This is a genomic window from Rhodococcus sp. WWJCD1 (assembly GCF_002258735.1).
Classification (GTDB): Bacteria; Actinomycetota; Actinomycetes; order Mycobacteriales; family Mycobacteriaceae; genus Rhodococcoides.
In genome coordinates this window covers 1-24281 of record NZ_NOXY01000013.1, presented here as the reverse complement: position 1 = coordinate 24281, position 24281 = coordinate 1, and the positions used below count along the sequence as shown (strand labels likewise).

Here is a 24281-nt window from a genome sequence, read left to right as displayed (position 1 = left end):
CGGCGACACCTTGTTCTCCGGCGGTCCGGGAGCCACCGGACGATCGTTCTCGGATTTCCCGACCATCATCGGGTCGATCCGCGACCGATTGTTCGCGCTGCCCGCCGACACCCGAGTCAACACCGGACACGGTGACGGAACCCGTATCGGCGACGAGGCACCACACCTCGAGGAATGGATCGCCCGCGGCAGCTGAGTGCGCTGATATATCAAAGTCGGCAGTTCCTACTCATTGGTAGTGCAGACTCGGCGCTGCGCACAGCCCAGACGGCCACTGTGCGCACCGCCGGGCCGGTGCCACCTCGCACCGGACGAACAGGTCCTTGCACGCGCTAACCACGTGTTCAGCTGGCAGAACGTGCGGTTTGTCCGAATCGAGTTACATCATGTTTCGCAGGGGTGAAAAGTGCCGTCTCCTATTGACACGATCTTGTGTCGATGTTCACACTGTTGTTGCGGGAAGTAAGACGTGTTCCGCATAGCGATACAGAAAGGATCCGAATGCTCAAGGTGTGTCCCCTGGCCGACCTCCCGGGCGGCGAAGCTCTGCGCGTCGACACGACCCCTCCTGTGGCGGTGTTCCACACCGAGGACGGCGAGCTGTTCGCGATCGACGACACCTGTACGCATCAGGACGCGTCTCTCGCGGACGGATGGCTGGAAGGGTGTGCGGTCGAATGTCCGCTGCACGCGTCCACATTCGACCTGCGCACCGGTGCCGTCGACGCTCCCCCCGCGAAGTTGCCGGTTCGTACTCACACCGTTGTCGTCGACGACGGCGTGATCTACATCGAGCTGAGCACCGCGACCCCCAATCTTCCGCCCGACGTTCGCAGCCGGCTGGCCGCCGAGGGACATTCATGAAGAGCGTCACCATCGTCGGAGCCTCCCTGGCCGGCCTGTGCTCTGCACGTGCCCTGCGGGCGGCCGGGTTCGACGGCTCGGTCACCATCGTCGGTGCCGAGAGCCACCGACCGTACGACCGCCCTCCCCTGTCGAAGGAGTACCTCGCCGGCGACGTGGACGCGAGCACTCTCGCCCTCGAGCCCGAAGACGAAGACCTCGACGCCACCTGGATTCTGGGGCGTACCGCCACCGCACTCGATCCATCGCGTCGCACCGTCACCCTCGACAACGGCACGGAGCTGACCTCCGATGGCGTCGTCCTGGCCACCGGCTCGCGCGCGCGATCGCTTCCCGGTACCGATCACCTCGCCGGTGTGCACGTGTTGCGTACGATCGACGACGCCGACCGCCTGCGCGCAGAACTCGCGCCCGGCGCGCGTCTGGTCGTCATCGGCGCAGGCTTCATCGGAGCCGAAGTAGCCTCCACCGCAAGGAAACTGGGCCTCGACGTCACCGTCGTCGAAGCCGCCCCGGCACCACTCGCCGGACCACTCGGCGCGCGACTGGGTAGCGCGGTGGGCAATCTGCACCGCGACAACGGCACGACGTTGATCTGCGGAATCGCCGTCGACGGACTGACCGGCACGGACCGAGTGACGGGCGTTCGGCTCGCGGACGGTCGCCTTCTCCACGCCGACGTCGTGGTCGTCGGCATCGGCGGCATTCCGAACATCGATTGGCTCGGCACCAGCGGACTCGCACTCGGCAACGGAATCCTGTGTGACGGTGGCGGCGCGACCGCAGTGCCCGGAGTGGTCGCCGTCGGCGACTGCGCCGCATGGCTCGACTCGACCGGTGCCCATCGGCGCGTCGAGCACTGGGCCGGGGCGTCCGAACGACCCACCGTTGCAGTGGCCACTCTGCTCTCGGGTAGCTACGGCGGCCAACACGTCAAACCTCCGTATTTCTGGTCCGACCAGTACGGGTCACGTATTCAGTTCGCCGGCAGCGCCGGACCGGACAGTGAATGCACCATCGAAGAGGGCTCACCCGAGCTCGGGAGCTTCCTCGCCGTCTACCGCTCCGACGGACTTCCGGTCGGCGTACTCGGTGTCAATCAGGTTCGTCTGTTCACCCGCTGGCGCCGTCAGCTCTCGGCTCCCGCTCGCGCGGTCTGACCACACCCCGGCTGCTGTTCCACTCGTCGTATTCTACTATCCCAGTTGACGTCTCGTCACCGATCCACAAGATCGGCCACGTACGGAGGACCCCTTGACCACCATTCCCGACACCACGCCGCCCGCCACCTCCCTTCCCCTGCCCGAGAGTCTGATCTCCACCCTCCCCGGTCGCTACTACACCGATCCGGCCATCTTCGAGCTCGAGCAGGAGAAGATCTTCGAGGAGCTGTGGATCTGCGCGGTCCGTGCCGCGGATCTGGACAAGCCCGGTGCCTTCCGTACCGTGCAGATCGGCCGCGAGAGCGTGATCGTGACGCGCACCCGGACGGGGGCCATCAAGGCCTACCTCAACGTCTGCGCGCACCGCGGTGCACGAATCTGCATGGAGGACAAGGGCGAAGTCAAGCGATCCTTCCAGTGTCCGTACCACGCCTGGACGTACGACCTCGACGGAAAGCTCATCGCAGCACCGAATCTCACCAAGATGCCCGATATCGACCGGGTTCGCTACGGCCTGTCGTCGGTGTCCGTCGAGGAATGGCTCGGATACGTGTGGGTCAACCTCAGCGACAACCCGGCGTCCTTCGACACCACTGTGGTGCAGGACATCCGCGATCGACTCGGTGACGTCGAGTCGATCGATCGCTACAAGATCGAGGACCTGGGCCTCGGCAGGCGCGTGAGCTACGACGTCAAGGCCAACTGGAAACTCATCATCGAGAACTTCATGGAGTGCTACCACTGCGCTACCATCCACCCCGAGCTGACCGAGGTGCTACCGGAATTCGCCGACGGATACGCCGCCCAGTACTACGTGGGCCACGGAGCCGAATTCGGGGAATCGGTCAAGGGATTCACGCTCGACGGTTCGGAGGGACACGACTCCATCCCCGGAATCGCACCCGAACAGGACAGGCGCTACTACGCCATCACCGTCAGGCCGCAGGTGTTCGTCAACCTCGTCCCGGATCACGTGATCATCCACCGGATGTATCCGCTCGCCGCCGATCGCACTCTGGTGGAATGCGATTGGCTGTACCTACCAGGCGTCGTTGCCTCGGGACGGGATCTGCAGAAATCGGTGGAGTTGTTCCACCGCGTCAATCTGCAGGATTTCGAGGCGTGCGAACGCTGCCAGCCCGCCATGAGCTCCCGCAAGTACCGAGACGGCGGAGTGCTGGTGGGCAGCGAACACCACATCGGTATCTTCCACGACTGGTTGAAGAACCGCATCGAGGCCTGACCGACCCTGCCCCGCGCTCGGTGCCGATAGGATCGGTGACCATGAGTGTCGAGGTTGCGTCACCGGGCACCCCCGGATCGTCGGGGGTGCCCGGCGAACCGGGGGCGACCATGGCGGACGCGGCCTACGCGGCTATTCGCGACAAGCTGATCATGCTGGCGATCAAGCCAGGTGAAGCCGTCGTCGAGTCGGCGTTGTCCGTCGAGCTGGGCGTCGGCCGTACACCGGTGCGGGAAGCTCTGAAACGGCTCGAGTACGAGCGCCTGGTGATCTCACATGCCCGCCGTGGCACCTTCGCAACCTCCATCGACGTCGCCGATCTGGGCGACATCTCCGAGATTCGCCAGCGCCTCGAACCCCTGGCGGCAGCGAAGGCGGCCACCGCGTCCACTGCGACCCAACGTCAAGTTCTGTTGGGCATGGCCGATCGCACCGAGAAGTTCGAGGCCGCGCCGCCGAGCCAACACGACCTGATCAAATGGGACGCAGAGGTACACCGCACCGTGTACCGGCTGGCGGCGAACCCGGTTCTCGAAGACGCCTTGATTCGCTACAACAATCTGGCCACGCGAATCTTCTGGTTGTTCATGGATCGACTGCCGCCGCTCGCCGATCATGTGGGTACCCACACCACGCTGCTCCGGGCGATCGCGGCCGGGGAAGCCGAGGACGCTGCGGCGATTGCCCGAGCCCATGTGACCGAGTTCGACGACGCTGTTCGCGCCGTCATCTAGACGTCACTGCCCGAGGGTGCGTACCACCAGGTAGGTGTCCGGTACGTATAGTCCAGGGGGTGGCAACCGACGATTCGACACGTGCCCCCGAGGGTGGCGTCCAATCCGTCGACCGCGCATTTCGAGTGCTCGAGGTCGTAGCGCGACTCGGGGAGGCCGGCGTGAGCGCCATCGCCACCGAAATCGGTGTGCACAAGTCCACGGTGTCGAGGCTGCTCGCGTCGCTCGAAGAACACGACATGGTGATGCAGACGCACAATCGCGGCAAGTACCGGCTCAGCCTCGGTGTACTGCGGCTCGCCGCCGCCGTACCCGAGCGCCTGGAGATCACCGAATACGGCCACGCCGTCTGTGAACGCCTCGCAGGCAAGCTCGGCGAGACAGTGAATATCGCTGTGCTGCGGGCCAATACGGCCATACACCTGGATCAGGCCCGCGGTCCCAGTTCGGTCGGCACCCACAACTGGATCGGGGAACAGACTCCCCTGCACGCCACCGCCAGCGGCAAGGTGTTGCTCGCCGCACTGGATGCCGACACCCGCAAGACGGTCGTCGAATCGCTCGACCTCCACCGATACACCGAGCACACCCTCACCACCAAAGCCGGTCTGACGGCCGAACTCGATGCCGCGGTGTCCCTCGGGTATGCAGTGGTCGTCGAAGAGTACGAGACCGGACTCAATGCCATCGCAGCTCCGGTTCTCGACTACACCGGCAAGACGACTGCGGCACTGAGCGTCTCCGGTCCGGTGTATCGCTTCGACGAGACCAGAATGCGGGCCATCGTCCCGGACGTACTGGCTGCCACGGCCGAGATCAGCGAGAAGATGGGCTACCGCGAGTCCTTCATCCCCTCGGCCTGAGCGGCTTCCGCACACTCCACCACGTTCGTGAGCAGCATTGCCCGCGTCATCGGACCGACGCCGCCTGTCGCTCCACTGATCCGCCCCGCGATCTGCTCGACGCCGGGGTGCACGTCACCGAGAATGCCCTCGACGGTGCGGGTGATTCCTACCGACAGCACCGTTGCCCCGGCACTGATCCAATCCGGTTGCACCAGATGCGCAACGCCCGCAGCGGCGATGACCACATCGGCGGCCCGAGTGTGCGCGGCGGTGTCCACGGTTGCCTCGTGACACATCGTGACCGTCGCGTGTTCACTTCGCCGGGTGAGCATCAACCCGAGCGGACGCCCGACGGTGATCCCGCACCCGATGATGCAGAAGCGTGCGCCGATGATCGGAACATCATGGTGGCGAAGCAGTTCCAATATCCCGCGCGGTGTGCACGGCAACGGCCCGTCCATGCCGAGCACGAGCCGGCCCAGATTGGTCGGATGCAGCCCGTCGGCGTCCTTGCGTGGATCGATCAGTTCGATCACCCGATGGGTATCGATGTGCGGGGGAAGCGGCAACTGGACGATGAAGCCGGTGCACTCGGGGTCGTCGTTGAGCGCGTGCACCGCGTCTTCGATCTCCTGCTGGGTCGCGGTCGCGGGCAATCGCACCTGAATCGAATGCAGCCCCACCTCGGCACAGTCGCGATGCTTCGCTGCGACGTATGAACGACTACCCGGATCGTCGCCCACCAAGATCGTGCCGAGACCGGGCCGAATCCTCTGCTGGGCGAGCCGTTCGACGCGATGTCGCAGATCGTCCTTGACGATCGCGCTGACCGCCGTCCCGTCGATCTTGAGCGCTGTGGTCATACTGTGATTCCTCGGTTCGACAGGCCCTGCGGTTCTGATATATCAACTGTCGGCCAGGGTACGGCTGGTCGCCTCCGTCGGTCAAGAGCGGCGGTGTGGGAGGGTCGAGCCATGGAGCCCCTGCAGCCGATGCGGCCGGTCGACGTGCAGCGGGACGAGCGAGAGTCTGCACCACACTCGAAGGTGTGGGGTGCGCGCATCCTCCTTGTAGGACTTGTTCTGACGGCGGTTCTGGTCGAGGACGGACAGTCCTGGTTGGCCGTGGCAGGGGTATGCACGGCAGCGATAGGCGCGGCGCTGACTGTTGCGTCGACGCGACGAACAATGCGAGAGAACGCGGGCCGGCGAATTCCCTGGCTCGGTCGGCCGCCGATCGAACCCCGGCAAGTAGACCTACTAGAGACCTTCGGATTTCCGATGGTCGTTTTCGGTGTCGCAGTGGCCGCGAAGAGCGCATCAGTGTCGTGGTTTATCGCATTGCCGATCGTCTGCATCGGCGCTGTCGCGGTGCCCCTCGCGGGGCACGCATGGCACAACTACCGCGTCCGGAGGGATCAGCCCAAGGTCTGATGCCTGGTCAGATGCGAAGTTCGACGTACAGGCCGTGTTCGGAGGCCGTGTGAATCGGATATCGATTGTCGTACTGCGTCGGGTCGAGGTGAGCGTCCGGGTACGCACGCAAGAATGCGGTGACGAAAACGGCGATCATCGACAACGCGAACGACTTCCCCGGGCACGACCTCGGACCCTTGCCGAACGGCATCACCTTTGCCGAATCGACAACTGCACCATGCGCGTTCAGTAGCCGTGCCGGATCGAACGTGGGCCCACTCAGGGCATGAACTGCATGAATGTTCGGCATTATCAGCGTGTTTCGATGAAGCCGCACCACGCGGTCACCGACCTTCAGATCGAAATCCTCCGTGACTCGGCCGTTGAAGACCGATCCTGGCGTGTCGACCCGCAGTGCCTCCATCACGCACGCCCGCACCACCGCCGATGCGCCAGCAGATTCTGGGGCAACCGCGCCGACTTGGGTCTTCCAGATCGAATTCACTGGGGCCAGTATGTGTTTCAAGGTCGCGAGCACCGCGGTACGGGTGGTATCCACGGCGGCCACGAACGACGTCGCGGTGTCGTCACGGATGACGCCGGTGGAGAACCCGGAGTCACTGTGCAGCCGCGCGAGGTGACCCGCGACGGTCGAATCCGGTGGGTGAGCCGACATCTGCAGCATGTGCTGCTGCAGCGCGCGTGTGTTCGCACGCATCAGGCGTTGCTCGCGCGTCAACGGCAGGTGCTGCAGCCTCGGCTCGACCCTCATCGCGTAGGTGTTCGCAAACTTCCGCAACCGCAGAAAGTTCTCGTACAGCGCCTCCGCGAACGGGAGGCTGCACTCGCGTCCCTCCCGGTCGACGTACCGGACCGGCGCGAACGCTGCCTCACCCCACACAGCCTCGGCCACTGCCTCCCGGACACACACCGTGACGACCGGACGCAGATCGAGACCGATTTCACCGGAGTCGACCGGTAGATGGCGGTCCAACGCACGCACGGTGACCTCGAGCGCGTCGCTCGAACCGGTTGCCACCACGAGGTTTCTCTTGCGTTCCTTGAAATCGGCTCGCGTCGACGACGCGAAAGTGACGGCCTCGGGGCTCAGCTGTCCGAACGAATGACGTGCCGCAGTATCTCGGTCGATGTGAACGCCCGCGACCTTGGGATTGACTATCGCGTCGATCGCCCGCCGGGACAGCGCATACAACTGCACGCGACTGCCCCGCCACGTGCCGATGAAATCCGAGGTGCCGTCGCCGATGAAAAGATGGTCACGGGTCAACTTGTGTTCGATGGCCCCTGAGACCCCGAATTCGGCCGACAGCGGCAGCGCCCCACCCTCGAAGTGAATCCCCTGCCGAATGTAACTGGAGCGCTGCGCGAATACCGAGCTCACGTCATCACGGCTCCTCGACAATCACTCCTGCCGCCACTCGGCTGCTTCGGCCAGCTTAATCGCGGGTCGAGCGGCGCAAGGAGGATCGGAGAGAGTATTTCGGCGATACTGGAAACCATGATTCGCAACGTGGTTGTCGGACGCCTCCGTGCCTCGACCGATTCCGAGCAGGCCGACGCAGATGCGGCACAACTTCGGGACGGTCTCGCCGGAATCGCGGCGTTGAACCTGCCCGGCCTGCTCATGCACCACAGCGGCATCGATCTCGCACTGCGCGAGGGCGGTTGGAGCTTCGCGATCACCAACGACTGGCTCGACGCCGACAGCTACCGCGTCTACGACCTCGACGCCGAACACAATGTTCACCGTGCCCGAATCGCCGAGGTCTGTGCCCACATTGCTCGAGTGCAGTTCGAAATGTGAGCGAGCCGAGCCTCCGGATCTACATCTCCCGCTATGCGAGATCCAAGGCAAATGCTCGGTGGTCGGACACCTCTGGTTTCGCGACGATCTCGAAACTTCGCACTGCAGTCGGATCGGACACCAACAGATAGCTGGCGCTTCGAACTCGTTTCGTATAACTGGACGCTCGCGTGTCTGCTTCTCCCACCAGGTCGGTCATTCCGTGCTCGGCCAGCAGTGTGAACGTCTTGCTCGACGGCAGCAGGTTCAGGTCGCCGCAGAGCACCATGGCGTCGCTCGACGGGCGAACATGTTCGACAACCTCGACCATCTTCCGGGCCTGCTCCAGCCGAATGGGACTGTCGTTTTTGCCTGCTGGATCACGCAGACCGTGTAGTTGGATGACGGAGACGAACCTGTCGCCGACGCGATCGCGAACGGTCACCGTCAACGCGGCTCGTGGACGGTCGTCCACGTTCCACTCCGTGTGATCGACGAACCGTGAATGCACGAACCGCGCGTCGAGTCCGACGACAGGAAAGTCCTCACGCACCCAGGTCGCAATCCCGAAGTCCTGTCTCAGTTCCACGCCGTCGGCGTCGGTGACAGGTCCGGCGTCGTTGGCGACGAAATACGGCGTGTATCCGGGCAACGCGGCGGACACGTCGCCGAACAGATCGAGCCGCTGCGGCAGAGTGCGCTCACCGTCGGCGAACGTTGCCCAACCCGATCGATTCGGAGTGCGCGTGACTTCCTGAAGGCAAATGATCTCGGCATCAACGGATTTCAGCCATCCCACGAGCTCGTCGTACATGGCACCGCCCCACGCATTGATCGAGATGATCTTCACAGCACGATGATGGCAGATGTGGCGTAACTCGCGCGCTTCATTTTGGGTTGCGACGAGTGGACCCCTGACTCGACTGCCGGATGTACCGAAATGGGATAAGCCCTCGGTACGAACCCGAAACAATCTCGCCTCACAGTAATCCAGGCCGCTGTCGTCGGAACCGTCGCCGTTCCAAAGCCGACCCGGTATTCACACGCGGGGCCCGAAACAGCAGGTGACAGGTTGCCGACGCCAAGAGCTGCAAGACGAAGGCTCCTTGCCGATGCTGTGGACTTTCGCCGGCGCTGACCGACGCGGTTCCCTTCTTGACCGGAAGACCGATCCCGATCGCCTCGGGCATTCCTACGTAGAACACGTACATCTCCGGTCGAGCAGACCACCGTGTTCACGCTCGATCGGTTCCACCGCCGGGCAACGGGTATCTACTATGGAGTCGGCGCATCGTCTACCTGCGCTGACAGGTTCTCGCTGCATTCGATTGGAGACTCGGTGAAACGTAAGTCCGCTTCTCAGTCGATGTTCCGCGACGGTGCCGGAAGCCTGGCGTTGGTGGCGGGCATCGTGGCAGTCATCTGCGCATTCGTGCCGTTCGTCGGAGACTTCGTAACCATCCCGACCGGAATCGTCGCGGTGATCAGTGGCTGGATCGGTCTCGGCCGCGCGGTCGAGGGCGACGCGTCTAACGGTCGGGAGGCTGTGATCGGTGCGGCGCTCGGGGGTGTCGGATTGTTCATCGTGTTTCTGACCTTCGCGGCATCGTCCATGTGATCTCAGGACCATTCGCGGCCGACGGCGAATTCAGTTGTTGCGGAGTCCCGGGGTCATCGCGATGTCGGTTACTTGTTGGACCGTCAGCACGCGATCGGCGGATACATCGACATGGCTGCCGTCGGTCGCGTATACCTCTACGCGACTTCCTTTTTCGGATGACCTGACATCGACGACGGTGCCGTCATTCAGTGTGCGACGCTCATCGACGTACCCCGCAATACACGCCCCGACGGGTTGATCGGATGTCGACAGCGTCACGTTCACGTCGCCCACGGCCCCGCCCAGCGCGATTCGCCCATACGCAATGGCTCGGGTATCGAAGGTCAGCGGTGGGAACATCGCATCGGGCTCCACCGTGGTCCCAGCGGGCAGTGCCTTAATCAAGGCGGCGGATTTGGCCGATGCGTCGAACCCCGTGGGGACAGAATCAGGGCCGGCAATTGCGTAATTGATTCTCTGCATATCCTCGGGCAGGAGGACCTCCTCGCAGCCGGGTATCGACACGGCGGCGGGTTGGGTATCGTGCAGTAGACCGGCGACTACGACGCCGGCTGCCAAGGTGCCGACGATCACCACCACTGTCGACCACACCGACTTCGGGTCACCTCGACTTGCCATCCTGTCAGTGTCCACTGGCTGTGGCGACCCTCATCGTTCGGGACCTATGACGGATTCGCCTCGCTTCTTCACGTCATGCCCTGCGATATCCCGGCTGATTGCGTGGCAATCCACCGCAACACATATGGAACCGGAGTGGTCCGCCGTGACACGACAGTCGTCACCACCGCGCAGACACGTCCTCCTGAGATGCAGCAGTCACTTGCGACCTCTTCGTCACCGGGCACCGCTCCCACCGTTCGGCGTCGGCCAGTGCAGCGACGCCAGCCACTCCGACGACGGGTACACCGTCACTCCGCGTGCAGGGAAGAGTCGCGTCAGAAGAAACTCGTGCACGTCCTCCTCCGCGTCGGCGCACGCATCCGAGAGCACGCTCACGCGGTAGTCCAAGTCGCTCGCCGCGTACACCGTCGCCGCCACCACCGCCGAGGTCGCGACACCGCACACCACCACTTCGTCGATGGCGTTGCTTCGGAGCACGAGGTCGAGGTCGGTGGATGCGAAGCCGCTGGTTCGGCGTTTGAGCACCACGCTGTCCTGTGGTCCGGGCACCAACCTCGGATCGGTCAGCGTCGCATCCGAGGTGTCATGAAACAACTCCCCCATGCCGTGGAACTGTGCGAACAGAGCGTTGTTCGGATGGACGTCGGATCCGTTGGACCGCAACCCGGCACGCAGATGCACGATGTGCACTCCTGCGCGCCGAGCTGCGGGCACCACGGTTTCGAGGATCGGAACGACGGGTGCGGCAAACGGGAAATTCTGTGTGATCCCCGATTGGACGTCCGCGACGATCAAGGCGGTTCTCGTCACGAGTGGGTCCTTTCAGGAGGGTTCACGATCGTGCGCACAGGCTGCGCGATCACGGTTGCATGGACGGATCTTCGGCGTCGGTCCTCGACCCAAGGGCCTCGGCTCGGCGTCCGACGGTCAACAAGATCACGATACCCCCGACCATGACGGCCGCAATGGCCAACAACGCGTAGGTGTAACTGCCCGTGGCTGTTTCGATTGCGCCGGTGGCGTAGGGCCCGATGAAACCGCTCAAATTGCTGACCGAGTTGATCAATGCGATTCCGGCTGCTGCCGCAGCACCGGTCATCGACATGGCCGGGATGCGCCAGAACTGCGGCATCGCGGTGTAGATGCCGGAGATGCTCACGCACACAGCGACGATGAACAGCGGCCCGTTCTGTGCTGTTGTCGCGCCGATCAGACCGAGGACACCGAATGCCATGGGTACCGTCGTCGAGAACACCGCTGACCGCTTGCTCGCTACGCGAGACCACAAGATCATGACGACAATCGCGGCTGCCGATGGGATCGCCGCGAGCAGAACGCTCGAGACGTTCGCTGCCGAACCGATTGTGCTCAAGAGGTTCTCGATCATCGTCGGCAAGAAGAACGCCAGAGGATAGAGTCCGAACACGATTGCGAAGAAGGAAACGGCGAGTGCCCAGGTCCGCTTGTTGGTGAGAGCTTCGCGCATGCCTGTGAGTCCACCGTGTGTCGTCTGCGTGGCAGCCTCTGCTTCGAGAATCCCTTCTATGTGGTTCTTCTCGGCGTCGGTCAGCCATTTGGCATTGGCGGGTCGATCGGGAAGGAAGAGAAAGATGACGACACCGACGAGGACTGTGAGAAGTCCCTCGACGACGAACAGTGAACGCCAACCGGCGATGCCCAGCAGCGACTCGCCCCACTTCAGCAAGGCTGCAGCGATCGGTGCACCGACGATGCTGGACAAGGGAATTGCAAGGAAGAACGCAGACATTGCCCATGCCCGTTGCTTCTTGGGGAACCAGAACGTCAGAAACAGAAGAATACCCGCGGCAAGTCCTGCTTCGGCGAACCCGAGGATGACGCGCGCGATGTAGAGCTGGGTGGCGGAATGGACTGCACCGGTGAGTGCGGTGACGATTCCCCACGAGACGATGATTCGACTGATCCAGATTCGTGCGCCGAATCGGCGCAGCATCATGTTGCTCGGAACTTCGACCAGGATGTAGCCGAGGAAGAACAATCCCGCGGCGAGACCGAGCTGCGCTGATGTCATACCGAGATCCGCAGTCATCGGTTTCGCGATGTATCCCAGGTTTGCGCGGTCGATGTAACTGATGACGTAGGCGACGCCGACGAGCGGGATGATCCGGACGGCGATCTTGCGCCACAGTTGACGTTCGACCTCCTCGTCGAGGGGCGCGGGTGCAGGAGTGGTTCCGGTCATGACAGTGGCCTTCCTGAGGAAGAGGAGGTCGAGCTGAGTGGGTTCATTCGGGCGTCTCGGGTGGCGTCGACGAGGATGGTGAGCGCGTCGGCATCGATGGCGACGCCGTAGTCACGGAGGGCCCCCGCGACGGTCACCTTTCCGTCGATGACGTCGTCCAGTACGCGTTGTGGGTCACGGGAGTAGGGATTTCCGTATCCGCCGCCACCAGCGGTGACTTGTCGGTGCCTGCTGCCGGCGGAGACCGTCAGGTGAGGTTTGGCGGGGAGTAGCTGCTCGGATTCGGTACCGAAGTCGAGGACGTTCTGCGACGGGGCACCACTACCGCCGCCGTCCAGTCCGTAGGGAACACTCAACCGTCGGTCGGAACGGATCTGCACGGTCGCTCCGTCGTGCAGCACTGTCATGTCGCGGTAAGTGGACACGCCGCCGCGGAACGCGCCCGGGCCACCGGAGTCCGGCAGATACCCGTATCCGTCGATGCGGATGTGGCCGGATTGCTCGAGCTCTTCGATCGGCGTGTTCGCCAGGTTCGCCCCGAGTGGACTGATCCCGTCGTTGCCGTCGCCGGTCGGAGTTGCGCCCCACGATCCACAGAGAATGTCCCACAGGATCACCGAGCGGCCATCGGCCTCCGTGATGCCGACTGCGACCGAGTTCGGTCCACCGTCGCCGGCTGCGGGGACACGATCCGGGAAAGCAGGCGCGAGAGCCCCCAACACGGTGTCGATGACGCGGTACGCAACGAGACCTCGGGCTCCGCGCGCAGCGGGCCGTTGTCCGGACAGAATCGAGGCCTCGGGAATAACGAAGGTGAACGGGCGGTAGAAACCGCTGTTGGCCGGGATGTCCGATCCGAGAGCCCCCTGCAACGAGGCGTAGCAGGCGGATCGGGTGAACGAGGCCGTGGCGTTCAACGCTGAGGCCACCTGAGGCGATGACCCCGTGAAATCGAACGTGATGTCGGCTCCGTCGATGGTGACGGCAACTACGAACGGGATCGGGTCGGACCCCAGGCCGTCGTCGTCGATCTGATCCTCGAACGTGTAGTGGCCGTTGGGTGCTCGGTCGAGTTGGCTGCGCACCAGCGTCTCCGAATAATCGAGCAATTCGTCGACCAGCAAGTCGAACTCGTCGCGCCCGTACTTGTCGGCAAGCCCCTGCAATCCGATACCACCTGCGTGACAGGCCGCGAGCTGTGACTCCAGATCGCCCCGAAGTAGTTCCGGCTCACGTACGTTGCGCAGAATCAGATCCAGGAACGTGGCGTTCGTTGTACCGGCCGACACCAACCTGGACGGCGGAATCTGTACTCCTTCGGCGAAGATCGAGGTCGACTGCACGGCCATCGAGCCGGCGGCCCAGCCACCGACGTCGGTGTGGTTGACGACGGTGACCGCGAATCCAACCAGCGATCCGTGAGCGAATGTCGGTGCAACCGCGAAGATGTCGGGCAAGTGCATGCCACCGAGATCGGGGTCGTTGAGGATGTACACGTCACCGTCGGTGATCGAGTCGCCGAATGCGTCCATGATCGCCGCCATCGCATCCGGTATGGACCCGAGGTGAACGGGACACGTGTTGGCCTGCGCGACAATCCGGCCGCTTGCGTCGCACAGTGCCGCCGAGAAGTCCATGCTGGATGCGACGATCTGTGAGTGGGCGGTGCGCAGGATGGTGATCGCCATCTCGTCTGCCAGCCCGGAGATCGCGTTACGGAAGACCTCGAATGTCGCGGCATCGCGAAGTGTGTTGTTACTCATGCGCCGATCTCTTTCTTCCAGCTGATGACGATGTTGCCGTAGGTGTCCAGTCGCGCCGTGGCACCGGGTGGCACCAGCGTCGTCGAATCCATGTCCTCGACAACGAGAGGCCCGGGCTCGGCGGTGTTGCTCAGGTGCGCCCTTGTGACGACCGGCGTTTCGACCGGCGACCCGAAGTAGCAAGTACGCCAGCTCCGTTCTCCGGGATCGGTGACGTCCGGGAGGCCGAGCGCACGGTCGATCGTGACCGCGCTGCGGACGAACCCACGGACTCGAACGTTGACGATCTCGACGAGGGCATCCGACCCCGACCGGCCGTAGGTCTTGAGGTGCTCGGCATGGAACCTGTGACGTGCTTCGGCGAAGGCGGTATCGAGCGGACCGGCCGGCAGCGTGATTCGCAGATCGAAACGCTGTCCGTGATAACGCATATCGAAGATGCGCTCCAGCTCGACATCTCCTTCACCGAGATGAGCGCGCACAGCCGCCGACATCTCGTCGAACTTGGACTCGAGTTCTGTGAGCGACTCGAGTTCGTCGCGGTAGGGGGTGACGACCTGATGTTCACTGTCCGCGACCAACAGTCCGAGGCTACTGAACAAACCGGTGTGCACGGGGACAACGACGGTGTCGATGCCGAGCTCGCGGGCGAGGCTCGCCCCGTAGAGCGGTCCCGCACCACCGAACGCGACCATCGTTGCATCGCGAGGATCGCGGCCGCGCTCGCTGGTCACGGCTTTGACCGCCTTGGTCATACTCGAGATCGCGACGTCATACGCGCCGCGTGCAGTGGATGCGGCATCGCTGTCGATGCGCTCGGCGACGACACCGAGCACCTTCTCCGCGAGCGCGGGTTGAATCGTCACCCTTCCACCGGCAATGGAACTCGGATTGAGGTATCCGAGAACGACATTCGCGTCGGTCAACGTGGGTCGATCCCCTCCGTGGCCGTAGCACGCCGGTCCTGGGCGGGAGCCTGCGGAGCTCGGGCCGACGTGGAGCGCGCCGGCGGCGTCGACGTCGATGATGCTGCCGCCGCCCGCTCCGACCTCGGCGATGTCGATGGACGGGACCCGAACGGCATAGCCCGCACCCTTGCTCATACTGCGCGTGATGTTCATGCCGCCGCCGACCTCGTAGTCGTTGGCGACGAATGGTTCACCGTTCTCGATCAGCGATGCTTTTGCTGTGGTTCCACCCATGTCGAAAGCGACGACATTGTCGAGATCGAGCAGCTGAGCAAGTTTCTGTACGGCGATGACGCCGGCGGCGGGCCCGGACTCGATGATCTGAACGGGTCGCTCGACGACGGACGAGGCGTCGAGCAGCCCTCCCGAAGACTGCATGATGGAGAACGGTGCGTCGATACCACGCTCGAGCAGAGAGGCGGCCAGAGTGGTCACGTAGTCGTGGACAACGGGGCCGACGTAGGAGTTGACCACTGCGGTGCTGCTGCGCTCGAACTCTCCCGGTTCAGGCGAGATGTCCACCGACGCAGTGACGTACACGCCGGGAAGTAGTTCGCGCAGGCGATCCGCGACAGCGCGTTCCGGTGCGGGTGCGACGTGCGAATGCAGAAGGCAGACGGCGACAGCTTCGATTCCGTCGGAACGAAGCTGCGCTGCCAGTTCGTTCAGCTCTTCGGCATCGACCTCGCGAGTAACGTCGCCGTCGGCCTGTATGCGCTGATCCAGCTCGTATCGATGACGGCGAGGCGCGAGTGGAGTGGGTTTGCGCCACGACATGTCGTAGAGCAGCGGCCGTCGCAGTCGTCCTAGTTCGAGCACGTCGCGAAATCCTGCGGTGGTGACCAATGCTGTACGGGCACCACCCATCTCGAGAATAGCGTTGGTTGCAACCGTCGTCGCATGCAGGATGGCGTCGATGTCGGCCGACTCGATCTGGGCCGCGTCCATGGCGCGGGCAACGCCGTCGATGACGCCGGTACCGAAATCCGGCGGTGTCGACAGGACTTTCATCGGCACGATTTTCGAGTTCGGACCGAGCGCGATGACGTCGGTGAAGGTGCCTCCGATATCGGCACCGATGCGCCAGGTGGCGGCCGAGCCTCCGGGAAAGTCCTGCGATTCTGGGTGTTTCATGATTCTCCTGATCAGGTGGACACCACTGTGTTGGCGTCGCGCGCTCGGACGGATCGGCAGCCTAGGTGCCAGACATACGAGCCTCGGGGAGCGCAGTGTGTGCTGCGTCATAGCTACCTTAGACCGCATCAAAGATATCAACAAGACGTATTGATATCTTTTACCTGTATGTCACACGCTGTCGTGCGTTGTACGTTGTGTGAAACATGGTCGACCGATGAGCAGAAGATGGGTGTCATGAGATACGAGCCGGCGATATTGCATCCGAGAGACGGGCACGGTTCGATGATGGATCGCGCGTACCTCTCGCTCAAGCGAGACATCATCGAGCTGGTACGCCCACCCGGGCAGAACTTCACCGAGTCCGATGTCGCCGGCGCACTCGGGCTGAGCAAGACGCCGGTGCGTGAAGCGCTCGCGCGCCTGCACCGGGACGGCCTCGTCACACCGCTGCCGCGAGCGGGCTACGTCGTCTCGCCGATCACTCTCGGGGACGCGGCCGACCTGTGCGACATGCGCACACTCCTACAAGGCGAGGCTGCCGCACTCACCGCGGCCAGGGGACTGCCTTCGGATCGCCTGGATCGCCTGATCGAACTGAGTGTCGACGACGGGTACGGAGAGCTCGGTGGCCCGCATCTCGACATGCGTCTTCGTGAGAACTACGAGTCCGAGGCCATCGTCGCGAACGGGTGTGGAAACGAGCGTCTCACCGCGAGCATCGTCGACGTATTCGACGAAATCGAACGCATCGTGCGATTGGCCGTGCGGTTGTCGCCGTCGATGCCCCCCTCGCGCATCGACGAGCGAAAGGCGATCGTCGATGCAATTGTCGCGCGAGACCCCGAGGCGGCACGGTCGGCCATGCGACGCCGAACGCTGTCCGCACGACGTGAGATCGTCGACGCACTCACGACGAGTCACGCGGTGACGTCGACCCCGATTCTGCTACCGCAGTCGACCGACCTCGCCTGATGTGAGGAATGCACCGACTCGCTCGCCGAGCGCGGTAACCGAGCTGATATCGGCACCGTAGATCAGTCGGACGTGACCGGCCGGCGCGTGGAATCCGTCTCCCGACAGCGCGGTGATGCCGTGGTCGAGAAGCGATTCTTCGAGCTCGCAACCGGTGAGACCGGATGCCGACAGGTCTGCGAGGAGGAACACCCCCGCATCGGGGATTGCCACCGGAACTCCGGATCGAGCAAGGACGCGGACGAGTGCGTCTCGGCGCTGCTTCATCGTCGCGAACTCGACGTCGAGCCAGTCTTGCGGGCCGCTCAGCGCTGCGACTGCGGCCGCTTGGGGAACGGACCCTACGTCGATCGCGTCCCACTCGAAAGCAGAATGAATCGTATTCAGCGTCGGGGTGGCGGCGTGTACGTAACCCACCCGCCAGTTGGTGAACGCATAGTTCTTGCTCAGGCTCGTGACGGTGACGATCCGATCGGTCGAGGGTTTCGTGCTGTCGGCGAGACTACGAAGCGGAACGTAGCCGGGACCGGAGTGCACGTAACGCTCGTAGGACTCGTCGGACAGCACGTAGAGATCGTGCTGCTCGGCCATGTCGACGATGGCGCGGAGCACCTCGACAGTCGGAGTGTTGCCCGTCGGGTTGTTGGGATTGCACAGCAGGATCGCTCGCGTGTTGCTGTCTATCGCATCCCGGATCGCCGCCGGGTCCATCGCCCATCCATCCGATGAGGACGTGGCAACGTACTTCGGCTGCGCGCCGGCCGACCTGAGCATCCCGTCGAAGAAGTAGGTCGGGGTCGGCACGATCACCGAGGCACCCGGCGCGACCAGTGCCCGGAGCGCGACGCTCATCCCGTGCTGAGCACCGTGTGTGACCAGCACTTCGGATTCGGGATCGACCGTTATCGACTGCGTTGTTCGGAGGGCGTGGGCGATGGCCTCCCGAAGCGCGGGCGTACCTCTGGTCGCTCGCGCATGCGGTTGTGCAGCAGCGACGCGGGCTGCGTCCACGACATGCTGCGGCATGGGAAGCACGGGCACACCGCGAACCGGGACGAGGTCCTCGCCCTTGTCGATGCGAGTCTTCACGCGTTCAGAGAATGCGAGTGCAGGTAGTCGCATGGTCCACTCCTTGAGATATATGAAACAGACGTTGATATATTACCGACACGATACCTCGGCCATCGTTTAACAGTTCAGCCTTCCAATTGCGCGAGCGGTACCCCAAGTCACCTCATCGGCGCACGCGAACACGCGTCACCCAAGCGCTCACGGACGATGGCGTCCGCCGCTTGACCGGCCAGTATTCCCTGATCCTGTTGGCGCGCGAGAATGCTCGCGACGGTAGCGCCGATGCGTTCGACTTGCGCGACGACCTCGCGGCGGGGCTTGTTCTCGATCTCACCGGCCCCTTGGATGAGGCCACCACTGTTGGAGACGAAGTCCGGAACCCAGACGATGCCCTTGTCGTGGAGCAATTCTTCGACGACCGGTTGTGCGAGCTGGTTGTTCGCCGCTCCGCACACCACAGTTGCATCGAGAATGCGCGCGGTGGTGTCGGTGAGTGTGGCGCCCATGGCGCACGGCGCGTAGATATCGATGTTCTTGTCGATGACTGTCTCAGCAATGGCCACACCCGGGAAATCGGATGTGACACGTTGTAGAGCGGCGGAATTGACGTCCGAAGCGACTATGGTTGCCCCGACCTCGGCGAGCAGCGCGATGAGGTTGTATCCGACCTTGCCTGTCCCTTCGACACCGACTCGCCGTCCGGCCAGATCCGGAGATCCCCAGACCGATTCTGCGGCAGCAAGAATGGAGTAGAAGACCCCTCGGGCGGTGAGGGGGGCGCTGTCGCCGGATCCTCCGGCTGCGGAGGTGCGTGTAATGACGTGGTCGGTCGAGCGTCCGATGATGTCCATGTCGTCGGAGGTAGTTCCGACGTCGCCGGCGGTGATGTATCGACCGCCCAGCGTCTCGACGAATCGTCCATACGCTTCGAGTAGTGCTGGGGTCTTGACCAAGGCTGGGTCGCCGATGAGAACGGCCTTCCCCCCGCCCAGTTGCAGACCTGCAGCAGCAGCCTTGTAGGTCATGCCGCGGGAGAGGCGGAGTACATCGGTCAACGCAGCGCTCTCGTCGCGATACGGAAAGAAGCGCGTGCCTCCCAGGGCAGGGCCGAGGGCGGTCGAGTGGATCCCGATGATCGCCTTCAGTCCAGTTTTCTCGTCCCGGCAGAACACCACCTGTTCGTGCGGGGAATCATCGGCGAAGTCCGGTCGGTCGAAAACACCGGACACAGTAGGGAGAAGAGTGTGATCTACAAGATCGGTGGTCATGAATATCGCTCCTGGTTTCGGGGGTGTCATTGCTCGTGTTCGGCCGGGTGTCAGACGCAGATATCTAGTTCGACCCGAGTGAAGGGGCCTCGATGCCAAGCCTTTTCAGCGCGCCGAGGTAAACGGTGATATTGCGCATCTTGACGTCTTCGTAGCCTCGGACGACGTCAGCTGCCTGAGCGAAATCGACTGCTGCGCTGTAATTCTCAGCTGACAGTGTTGCTGTCAGCTCGCGCACGGTCTTCTCATAGTGCGCCAGTAGAATTCGTTCGATGCGACGGACTTTGGCGTATCCGAACGGATCGAACGGCGTGCCGCGTAGGAATCGGCCGCGGGCGAGGAGCTTCAGCGCTACGTGGCTCCTGGGGCCCATGCCGATCTTCGTCTTGCGGCCCAGGGCTTTCAACGCCGGCGGATGCAGCTTGTAGGTCAGGTTCCGGCCGCCGGGAACCTCGGCGGCGACCGAGGCGACGAATGCAGGGTCGGTGAGCATTCGTGCGACCTCGTATTCGTCCTTGTACGCCATCAACTTGTGCAGGACGTGCGCCACCGCGTCGGTGAACTGCGCGCCGTTGCCCACGGACCGGTCGGCATCCCAGACCAACTGAAGTGTGGACAGGTATCGGCGCGCATGACCTCTGCCTTGATACGACATCAGCTGTGCTGCACGCTGTTTCACAAGGTCCCGTGTGTCGCCCTCGATCGTCAGGCCTTCGAGCAGGTCGGCGGGAACCTCGGTGTCGCTACGCGTGGATACAGCGGTCGGTGTCACCGCGTCCGAGAAAATCTTCGGCTCGGCCACGTGAGTGCGGCCCCAGCGGAACGCAGCGACGTTCGCCGCCACGGCAACCCCGTTGATGGTGATTGCCTCTTCGATCGATTCCGCGGGAATCGGCAGACCACCGGCTTGGTATGCGGCACCGACGAGAAGGAAGTTGGCGGCCGCGGTGTTGCCGAAGAGAATGTCCGATGCGGCCAGAGCGTCGAAGGCGTAGATGTGCGCGGACCGCGACGCAAGGCGGCCGGTGAGGTCGTCGTCGGCCGGGTACTGAACCGATGGGTCGTAGACCATGTCGCCGGTGGCGGTCTTGCTCGTGGACGCGATCGTGACGGTGCGGTCGGCATTGCCGTAGCCGACGTTCTTGACGTCGGCAGCGGTCAGGAGATCGAAAGCGAGGATGCAGTCGGCCGAGGATGGGCTGATGCGGTTCGACGCTTCAGTGCGTTCGGTCGACAGCCGCAGGTGTGAGGTGACGGGGCCGGCCTTCTGACTCAAACCGGTTTGGTCCAGTCCCTCGACATGAAGACCCGCGCGCAGCGCCGCCATACCGAGTACCTGGTTGACCGTAACGATTCCGGTGCCACCGATTCCGGCAGAGAACAGGTTGTGAGTTCCGGTCAACGCAGTGCGTTTCGGTTCAGGTAGGTCCGGCGACTCAGGAACAGCCTGGCGTGCAGGCTTGGTGCCCTCGAGGATGTCGACGGTCACGAACGAGGGGCAATCGCCTTCGAGGCAGGAATAGTCGGTGTTGCACGAGCTTTGGTCGATGGTGGTCTTGCGCCCGAATTCGGTGTCGACCGGTTGCACCGACAGACAGTTGCTCTTGACGCCACAGTCGCCGCACCCTTCGCAGACGGCCTCGTTGATCACCACACGGGTGCGGCGTGGGGGAAGGTTGCCGCGCTTGCGCTTACGACGCGCTTCGGCAGCGCATTGCTGGTCGTAGATCAGCACGGTGACACCGGGTGTGTCGCGCAGAATGCGCTGAGCTTCGTCGAGGCGCTCACGTTCCCACAGTGTCGTCCCGGCAGCGAGGGAAGCGCCGCGGTGACGTTCGGGTTCGTCGGCGCAGATAATGATTTTGCGGACGCCTTCGGAGACGAGTTTGTGGGTCAGTTCCGGAACGGTGAGTCCGGCTTCGGCCTCTTGGGCTCCGGTCATGGCGACAGCGGAGTTGTAGAGGATCTTGTAGGTGATGTTCACCCCGGCAGCAATGCAGGCTTGGACTGCGAGTTGGCCGGAGTGGAAATAGGTTCCGTCGCCTACGTTCTGGAAGATGTGGTCGACATCGGTGAAAGCGGACTGACCGATCCACTGCGCGCCCTCCCCTCCCATCTGGGTCAGCCCTGTCACCTGTGAATCGGTCCGCGAGGACATCGTGACGAGGGTGTGACAGCCGATGCCGCCGCCGGCGAGAGAACCTTCGGGTACCGCGGTGGACCGGTTGTGCGGGCACCCCGAGCAGAAGTACGGCGCCCGCTTGGCGGGCAACACGGTCAGATTCAGCACGGGAGGTGGCGGTTTCGGCAGGTCGGCATACCCGGTGAGAATCCGGCGCAGCGGACGTACCAGTCGTGCGGCGGTGAGCTCCCCGTCCGACGGCACGAGGGCCTTGCGGTCCGAATCCTGTTTACCGACGACACGAGGGGCATCGGTCGATCCGTACAGTATTTCTTTGACCTGCGTTTCGACGAACGCCGTTTTGTCCTCGACGACCACAACCGCTTCCAGACCGTCGGCGAACTGCCGAATCTTTGCCTCGCCCAACGGGAAAGGCATCCCTATACGCATGACACGGATGCCGAGACCGAACAGCCGCTCGGAATCGAGCTCCAGTTCGTCGAGAGCCTGACGGACGCTGTCGTAGGCAGTTCCGACTGCCACGATGCCCAACCGCGCGCGCTTCGGATCGATATCGATGCTGTCGATATCGTTCGCTTCGTTGAACCGGCGCACCATTTCCCAGCGCGGGCCGTACATATCGGCCTCGGCGAGCAGGCTGTCAGGAGGGGAAGCGAGAATGCGCTGACGGTAACTCCACGGCCGACCCTCCCACTCGATCTCGGGTCGCTCGATGGTGAAGTCCGCAAAGTCTCGTTCCATAGTCCAGATACCGTCCGCGACATCGGCAACGAGCTTCATCGAAGACCAGCACCCCGACACTCGGGACAACTCGACGCCGAGCAGGCCGAAGGCGATCACTTCCTCGGCGTTACGCGGAAAGAAGATCGGCATTCCCAATGCGGCCAAGGACTTTTCACTCGCCGCGGGCACACTGGACGACTTCGCTGCTGGGTCGTCTCCGACGAGCACGAGCGCACCCCCCGAGGGGTGGGCACCGTACATGGTGCCGTGACGAAGCGAATCGCTCGCTCGGTCGAGGCCGGGCCCCTTCCCGTACCACACACCGACGATACCGTCATGCGTGCGTTGACCTTTCGGCAATTCCATCTGACTGCCCCACACCGACGTGGCGGCCAATTCCTCGTTCATGCCGGGCACCAGGCGTATATCGTGCTCGTTCTTCAACTCCGGGATCCCGGCCAGAAGACGATCGAGACCCGCCAGGGGGCTCCCCTGATAGCCGGACACGAACGTCGCAATACTCCTGCCGGCCCGGCGATCACGCTCGTGCTGTTCGACCAGCTGCCGCGCGATTGCCTGCACGCCTGTCATCAGAACAGGGCCGGACGTGATCCGGTAGCGATCGTCGAGGTCGACGACGCGGGGAATGGTCCGGGATTCTTCGACCTGAGTCATGAGGTGAGTCCAATCGGTGCATCTGACGCGGAAGCAGCACTGCAATTACTCGGCTAAGACTGCATCTGTACCCTCGAACGATCAACAGATTGCAGTGCAACTATTCATATCGTTCAGTCAGTAACGGCGATCACGTTTGGAGTTGGACCAAATGCTCAACATCGACCGGCTCGACATCGAGTTGCTCGGCGCCCTCTCACGCAACGCGCGGATGGGCATCATGGAACTGGCGTCCACTCTCGGAGTAGCGCGAAACACCGTCCAGGCGCGGCTGAGCCGGATGATCGAGGAACATTATCTGGCCGGGTTCCGGCCGGACATCGACTTGGCCGAGGTCGGAATCGCAGTACAGGCGTTCATGGCGTTGGAGTTGCAACAAGGCAGGCTGCAGTCTGTGGTCGATGCACTCACATCGATGCCCGAAGTACTCGAAATCCACGCCACGACAGGCCGTGAAGATTTGCTCGTTCGTGTCGCCACCACCACCCAAGCCGAGCTACAGGACCTGATCCAGAAGGTGGTATCGGTGCAGGGCGTTTCGCACTCGAGTACAACTCTCGCCTTGACCACGCCGCTGCACTACCGAATCCAACCTCTGCTCGAGCATCTCGGTCAGCAACGTGGATGGGGACGATCGACCCCCATTCCCCGATGACCCCCCTAACCACGCCCCTTCGTAGCCGCGCGCAAGCGTGCGTTCACTCAATGGACACTACGTCTGAAAGTGGCCATCCTGTGAGCACTTCAGGTGGGATCCTTTACCGAAAGCTGAACGTGTAGTTCTCTGTTCGAGATGCGGCGTGTGGTCGCACAATGAACGGGCAGGAACAGAATCATGACCCAAAAAGTGTGGAAGTCCGCCGCAGACGCGGTCGCGGACATCGGCCGTGGGGCGACCATCGCGGTCGGCGGCTTCGGGCTGTGCGGTATTCCGGACGCTCTCATCGAGGCCATCGCGAACACCGACGCCGACGAGCTGGAGGTGTTCTCCAACAACTGCGGCGTCGACGGCTACGGACTCGGAATCCTG

The 24281-nt window shown here is 63.2% G+C and carries 23 protein-coding genes; 12 read left to right on the top strand and 11 right to left on the bottom strand.

Annotated elements, in window-relative coordinates:
- The 6 genes from CH286_RS10135 to CH286_RS10110 form a co-directional block, all read left to right on the top strand.
- Positions 1–196: MBL fold metallo-hydrolase (locus CH286_RS10135; RefSeq protein ID WP_141215827.1), on the top strand; the 196-nt coding region annotated here is incomplete at its 5' end.
- A gap of 305 nt (positions 197–501) precedes the next feature.
- Positions 502–864, top strand: coding sequence for a bifunctional 3-phenylpropionate/cinnamic acid dioxygenase ferredoxin subunit (locus tag CH286_RS10130; protein WP_032405160.1), 363 nt, complete (start codon positions 502–504; stop codon positions 862–864).
- The gene (locus CH286_RS10125) at positions 861–2024 is read left to right on the top strand and encodes an NAD(P)/FAD-dependent oxidoreductase (RefSeq protein ID WP_176458204.1); all 1164 of its coding nucleotides are present in this window, start codon (positions 861–863) and stop codon (positions 2022–2024) included. The genes CH286_RS10130 and CH286_RS10125 overlap by 4 nt, the downstream gene beginning before the upstream one ends.
- Before the next feature lie 94 nt (positions 2025–2118).
- Positions 2119–3270, top strand: coding sequence for an aromatic ring-hydroxylating oxygenase subunit alpha (locus tag CH286_RS10120; RefSeq protein WP_207309267.1), 1152 nt, complete (start codon positions 2119–2121; stop codon positions 3268–3270).
- 41 nt (positions 3271–3311) lie between these two features.
- Entirely contained in the window at positions 3312–4004 is a 693-nt protein-coding gene (locus CH286_RS10115; protein WP_080734492.1) for a GntR family transcriptional regulator, read from the top strand.
- A gap of 59 nt (positions 4005–4063) precedes the next feature.
- Complete coding sequence (locus tag CH286_RS10110) at positions 4064–4867, top strand: IclR family transcriptional regulator (protein WP_032405159.1); 804 nt, start codon at positions 4064–4066, stop codon at positions 4865–4867.
- Here CH286_RS10110 and CH286_RS10105 read toward each other — a convergent pair.
- Positions 4837–5712 (bottom strand): bifunctional methylenetetrahydrofolate dehydrogenase/methenyltetrahydrofolate cyclohydrolase, encoded by an 876-nt coding sequence (locus tag CH286_RS10105; protein ID WP_094609136.1) that lies wholly within the window; start codon positions 5710–5712, stop codon positions 4837–4839. The two genes, CH286_RS10110 and CH286_RS10105, sit on opposite strands and share 31 nt — an antisense overlap.
- Before the next feature lie 111 nt (positions 5713–5823).
- Here CH286_RS10105 and CH286_RS10100 point away from each other — a divergent pair, with 111 nt between their 5' ends.
- Positions 5824–6282, top strand: coding sequence for a hypothetical protein (locus CH286_RS10100; protein ID WP_037152930.1), 459 nt, complete (start codon positions 5824–5826; stop codon positions 6280–6282).
- Between the two features lie 7 nt (positions 6283–6289).
- Here the strand turns inward: CH286_RS10100 and CH286_RS10095 are convergent, their stop codons facing one another.
- Positions 6290–7666, bottom strand: a complete 1377-nt coding sequence (locus CH286_RS10095) for a cytochrome P450 (protein ID WP_094609135.1) — start codon at positions 7664–7666, stop codon at positions 6290–6292.
- Positions 7667–7783: 117 nt separating this feature from the next.
- On the opposite strand from CH286_RS10095, the gene CH286_RS10090 reads away from it, so the two are divergent.
- Complete coding sequence (locus tag CH286_RS10090) at positions 7784–8089, top strand: stress protein (RefSeq protein WP_094609134.1); 306 nt, start codon at positions 7784–7786, stop codon at positions 8087–8089.
- Positions 8090–8120: 31 nt separating this feature from the next.
- Here CH286_RS10090 and CH286_RS10085 read toward each other — a convergent pair whose 3' ends face one another.
- Complete coding sequence (locus CH286_RS10085; protein WP_094609133.1) at positions 8121–8918, bottom strand: endonuclease/exonuclease/phosphatase family protein; 798 nt, start codon at positions 8916–8918, stop codon at positions 8121–8123.
- Between the two features lie 489 nt (positions 8919–9407).
- Here CH286_RS10085 and CH286_RS10075 point away from each other — a divergent pair, with 489 nt between their 5' ends.
- Positions 9408–9686, top strand: a complete 279-nt coding sequence (locus CH286_RS10075) for a hypothetical protein (protein WP_249305518.1) — start codon at positions 9408–9410, stop codon at positions 9684–9686.
- 30 nt (positions 9687–9716) lie between these two features.
- Here the strand turns inward: CH286_RS10075 and CH286_RS10070 are convergent, their stop codons facing one another.
- The 5 genes from CH286_RS10070 to CH286_RS10050 form a co-directional block, all read right to left on the bottom strand.
- Positions 9717–10307 carry a hypothetical protein gene (locus CH286_RS10070; protein ID WP_094609131.1) on the bottom strand — a complete coding sequence of 197 codons (591 nt, stop codon included), beginning with the start codon at positions 10305–10307 and terminating at the stop codon, positions 9717–9719.
- A 216-nt stretch (positions 10308–10523) separates the two neighbouring features.
- Entirely contained in the window at positions 10524–11120 is a 597-nt protein-coding gene (locus CH286_RS10065) for a cysteine hydrolase family protein (protein WP_255182630.1), read from the bottom strand.
- A 49-nt stretch (positions 11121–11169) separates the two neighbouring features.
- On the bottom strand, positions 11170–12531 hold the full coding sequence (locus CH286_RS10060; protein ID WP_094609130.1) for an MFS transporter: 1362 nt from the start codon (positions 12529–12531) through the stop codon (positions 11170–11172).
- Entirely contained in the window at positions 12528–14294 is a 1767-nt protein-coding gene (locus tag CH286_RS10055) for a hydantoinase B/oxoprolinase family protein (RefSeq protein ID WP_094609129.1), read from the bottom strand. Before CH286_RS10055 ends, CH286_RS10060 begins: the two co-directional genes overlap by 4 nt.
- Positions 14291–16396, bottom strand: coding sequence for a hydantoinase/oxoprolinase family protein (locus CH286_RS10050; RefSeq protein WP_094609128.1), 2106 nt, complete (start codon positions 16394–16396; stop codon positions 14291–14293). The genes CH286_RS10055 and CH286_RS10050 overlap by 4 nt, the downstream gene beginning before the upstream one ends.
- 237 nt (positions 16397–16633) lie before the next feature.
- Between CH286_RS10050 and CH286_RS10045 the strand changes: the two genes are divergently transcribed.
- On the top strand, positions 16634–17371 hold the full coding sequence (locus CH286_RS10045; protein ID WP_094609138.1) for a GntR family transcriptional regulator: 738 nt from the start codon (positions 16634–16636) through the stop codon (positions 17369–17371).
- Here the strand turns inward: CH286_RS10045 and CH286_RS10040 are convergent.
- From CH286_RS10040 to CH286_RS10030, 3 genes are all read right to left on the bottom strand, one after another.
- The gene (locus CH286_RS10040) at positions 17345–18460 is read right to left on the bottom strand and encodes a pyridoxal phosphate-dependent aminotransferase (RefSeq protein ID WP_255182629.1); all 1116 of its coding nucleotides are present in this window, start codon (positions 18458–18460) and stop codon (positions 17345–17347) included. The genes CH286_RS10045 and CH286_RS10040 overlap by 27 nt on opposite strands.
- A gap of 140 nt (positions 18461–18600) precedes the next feature.
- Complete coding sequence (locus CH286_RS10035) at positions 18601–19710, bottom strand: Glu/Leu/Phe/Val family dehydrogenase (protein WP_094609126.1); 1110 nt, start codon at positions 19708–19710, stop codon at positions 18601–18603.
- A 64-nt stretch (positions 19711–19774) separates the two neighbouring features.
- Positions 19775–23251: an indolepyruvate ferredoxin oxidoreductase family protein gene (locus tag CH286_RS10030; RefSeq protein ID WP_094609125.1), complete on the bottom strand. Its 3477-nt coding sequence runs from the start codon at positions 23249–23251 to the stop codon at positions 19775–19777.
- A gap of 151 nt (positions 23252–23402) precedes the next feature.
- On the opposite strand from CH286_RS10030, the gene CH286_RS10025 reads away from it, so the two are divergent.
- Positions 23403–23906, top strand: coding sequence for an Lrp/AsnC family transcriptional regulator (locus tag CH286_RS10025; protein WP_094609137.1), 504 nt, complete (start codon positions 23403–23405; stop codon positions 23904–23906).
- 180 nt (positions 23907–24086) lie between these two features.
- A partial coding sequence (locus CH286_RS10020; protein ID WP_303396145.1) for a CoA-transferase occupies positions 24087–24281 on the top strand: 195 nt, incomplete at its 3' end.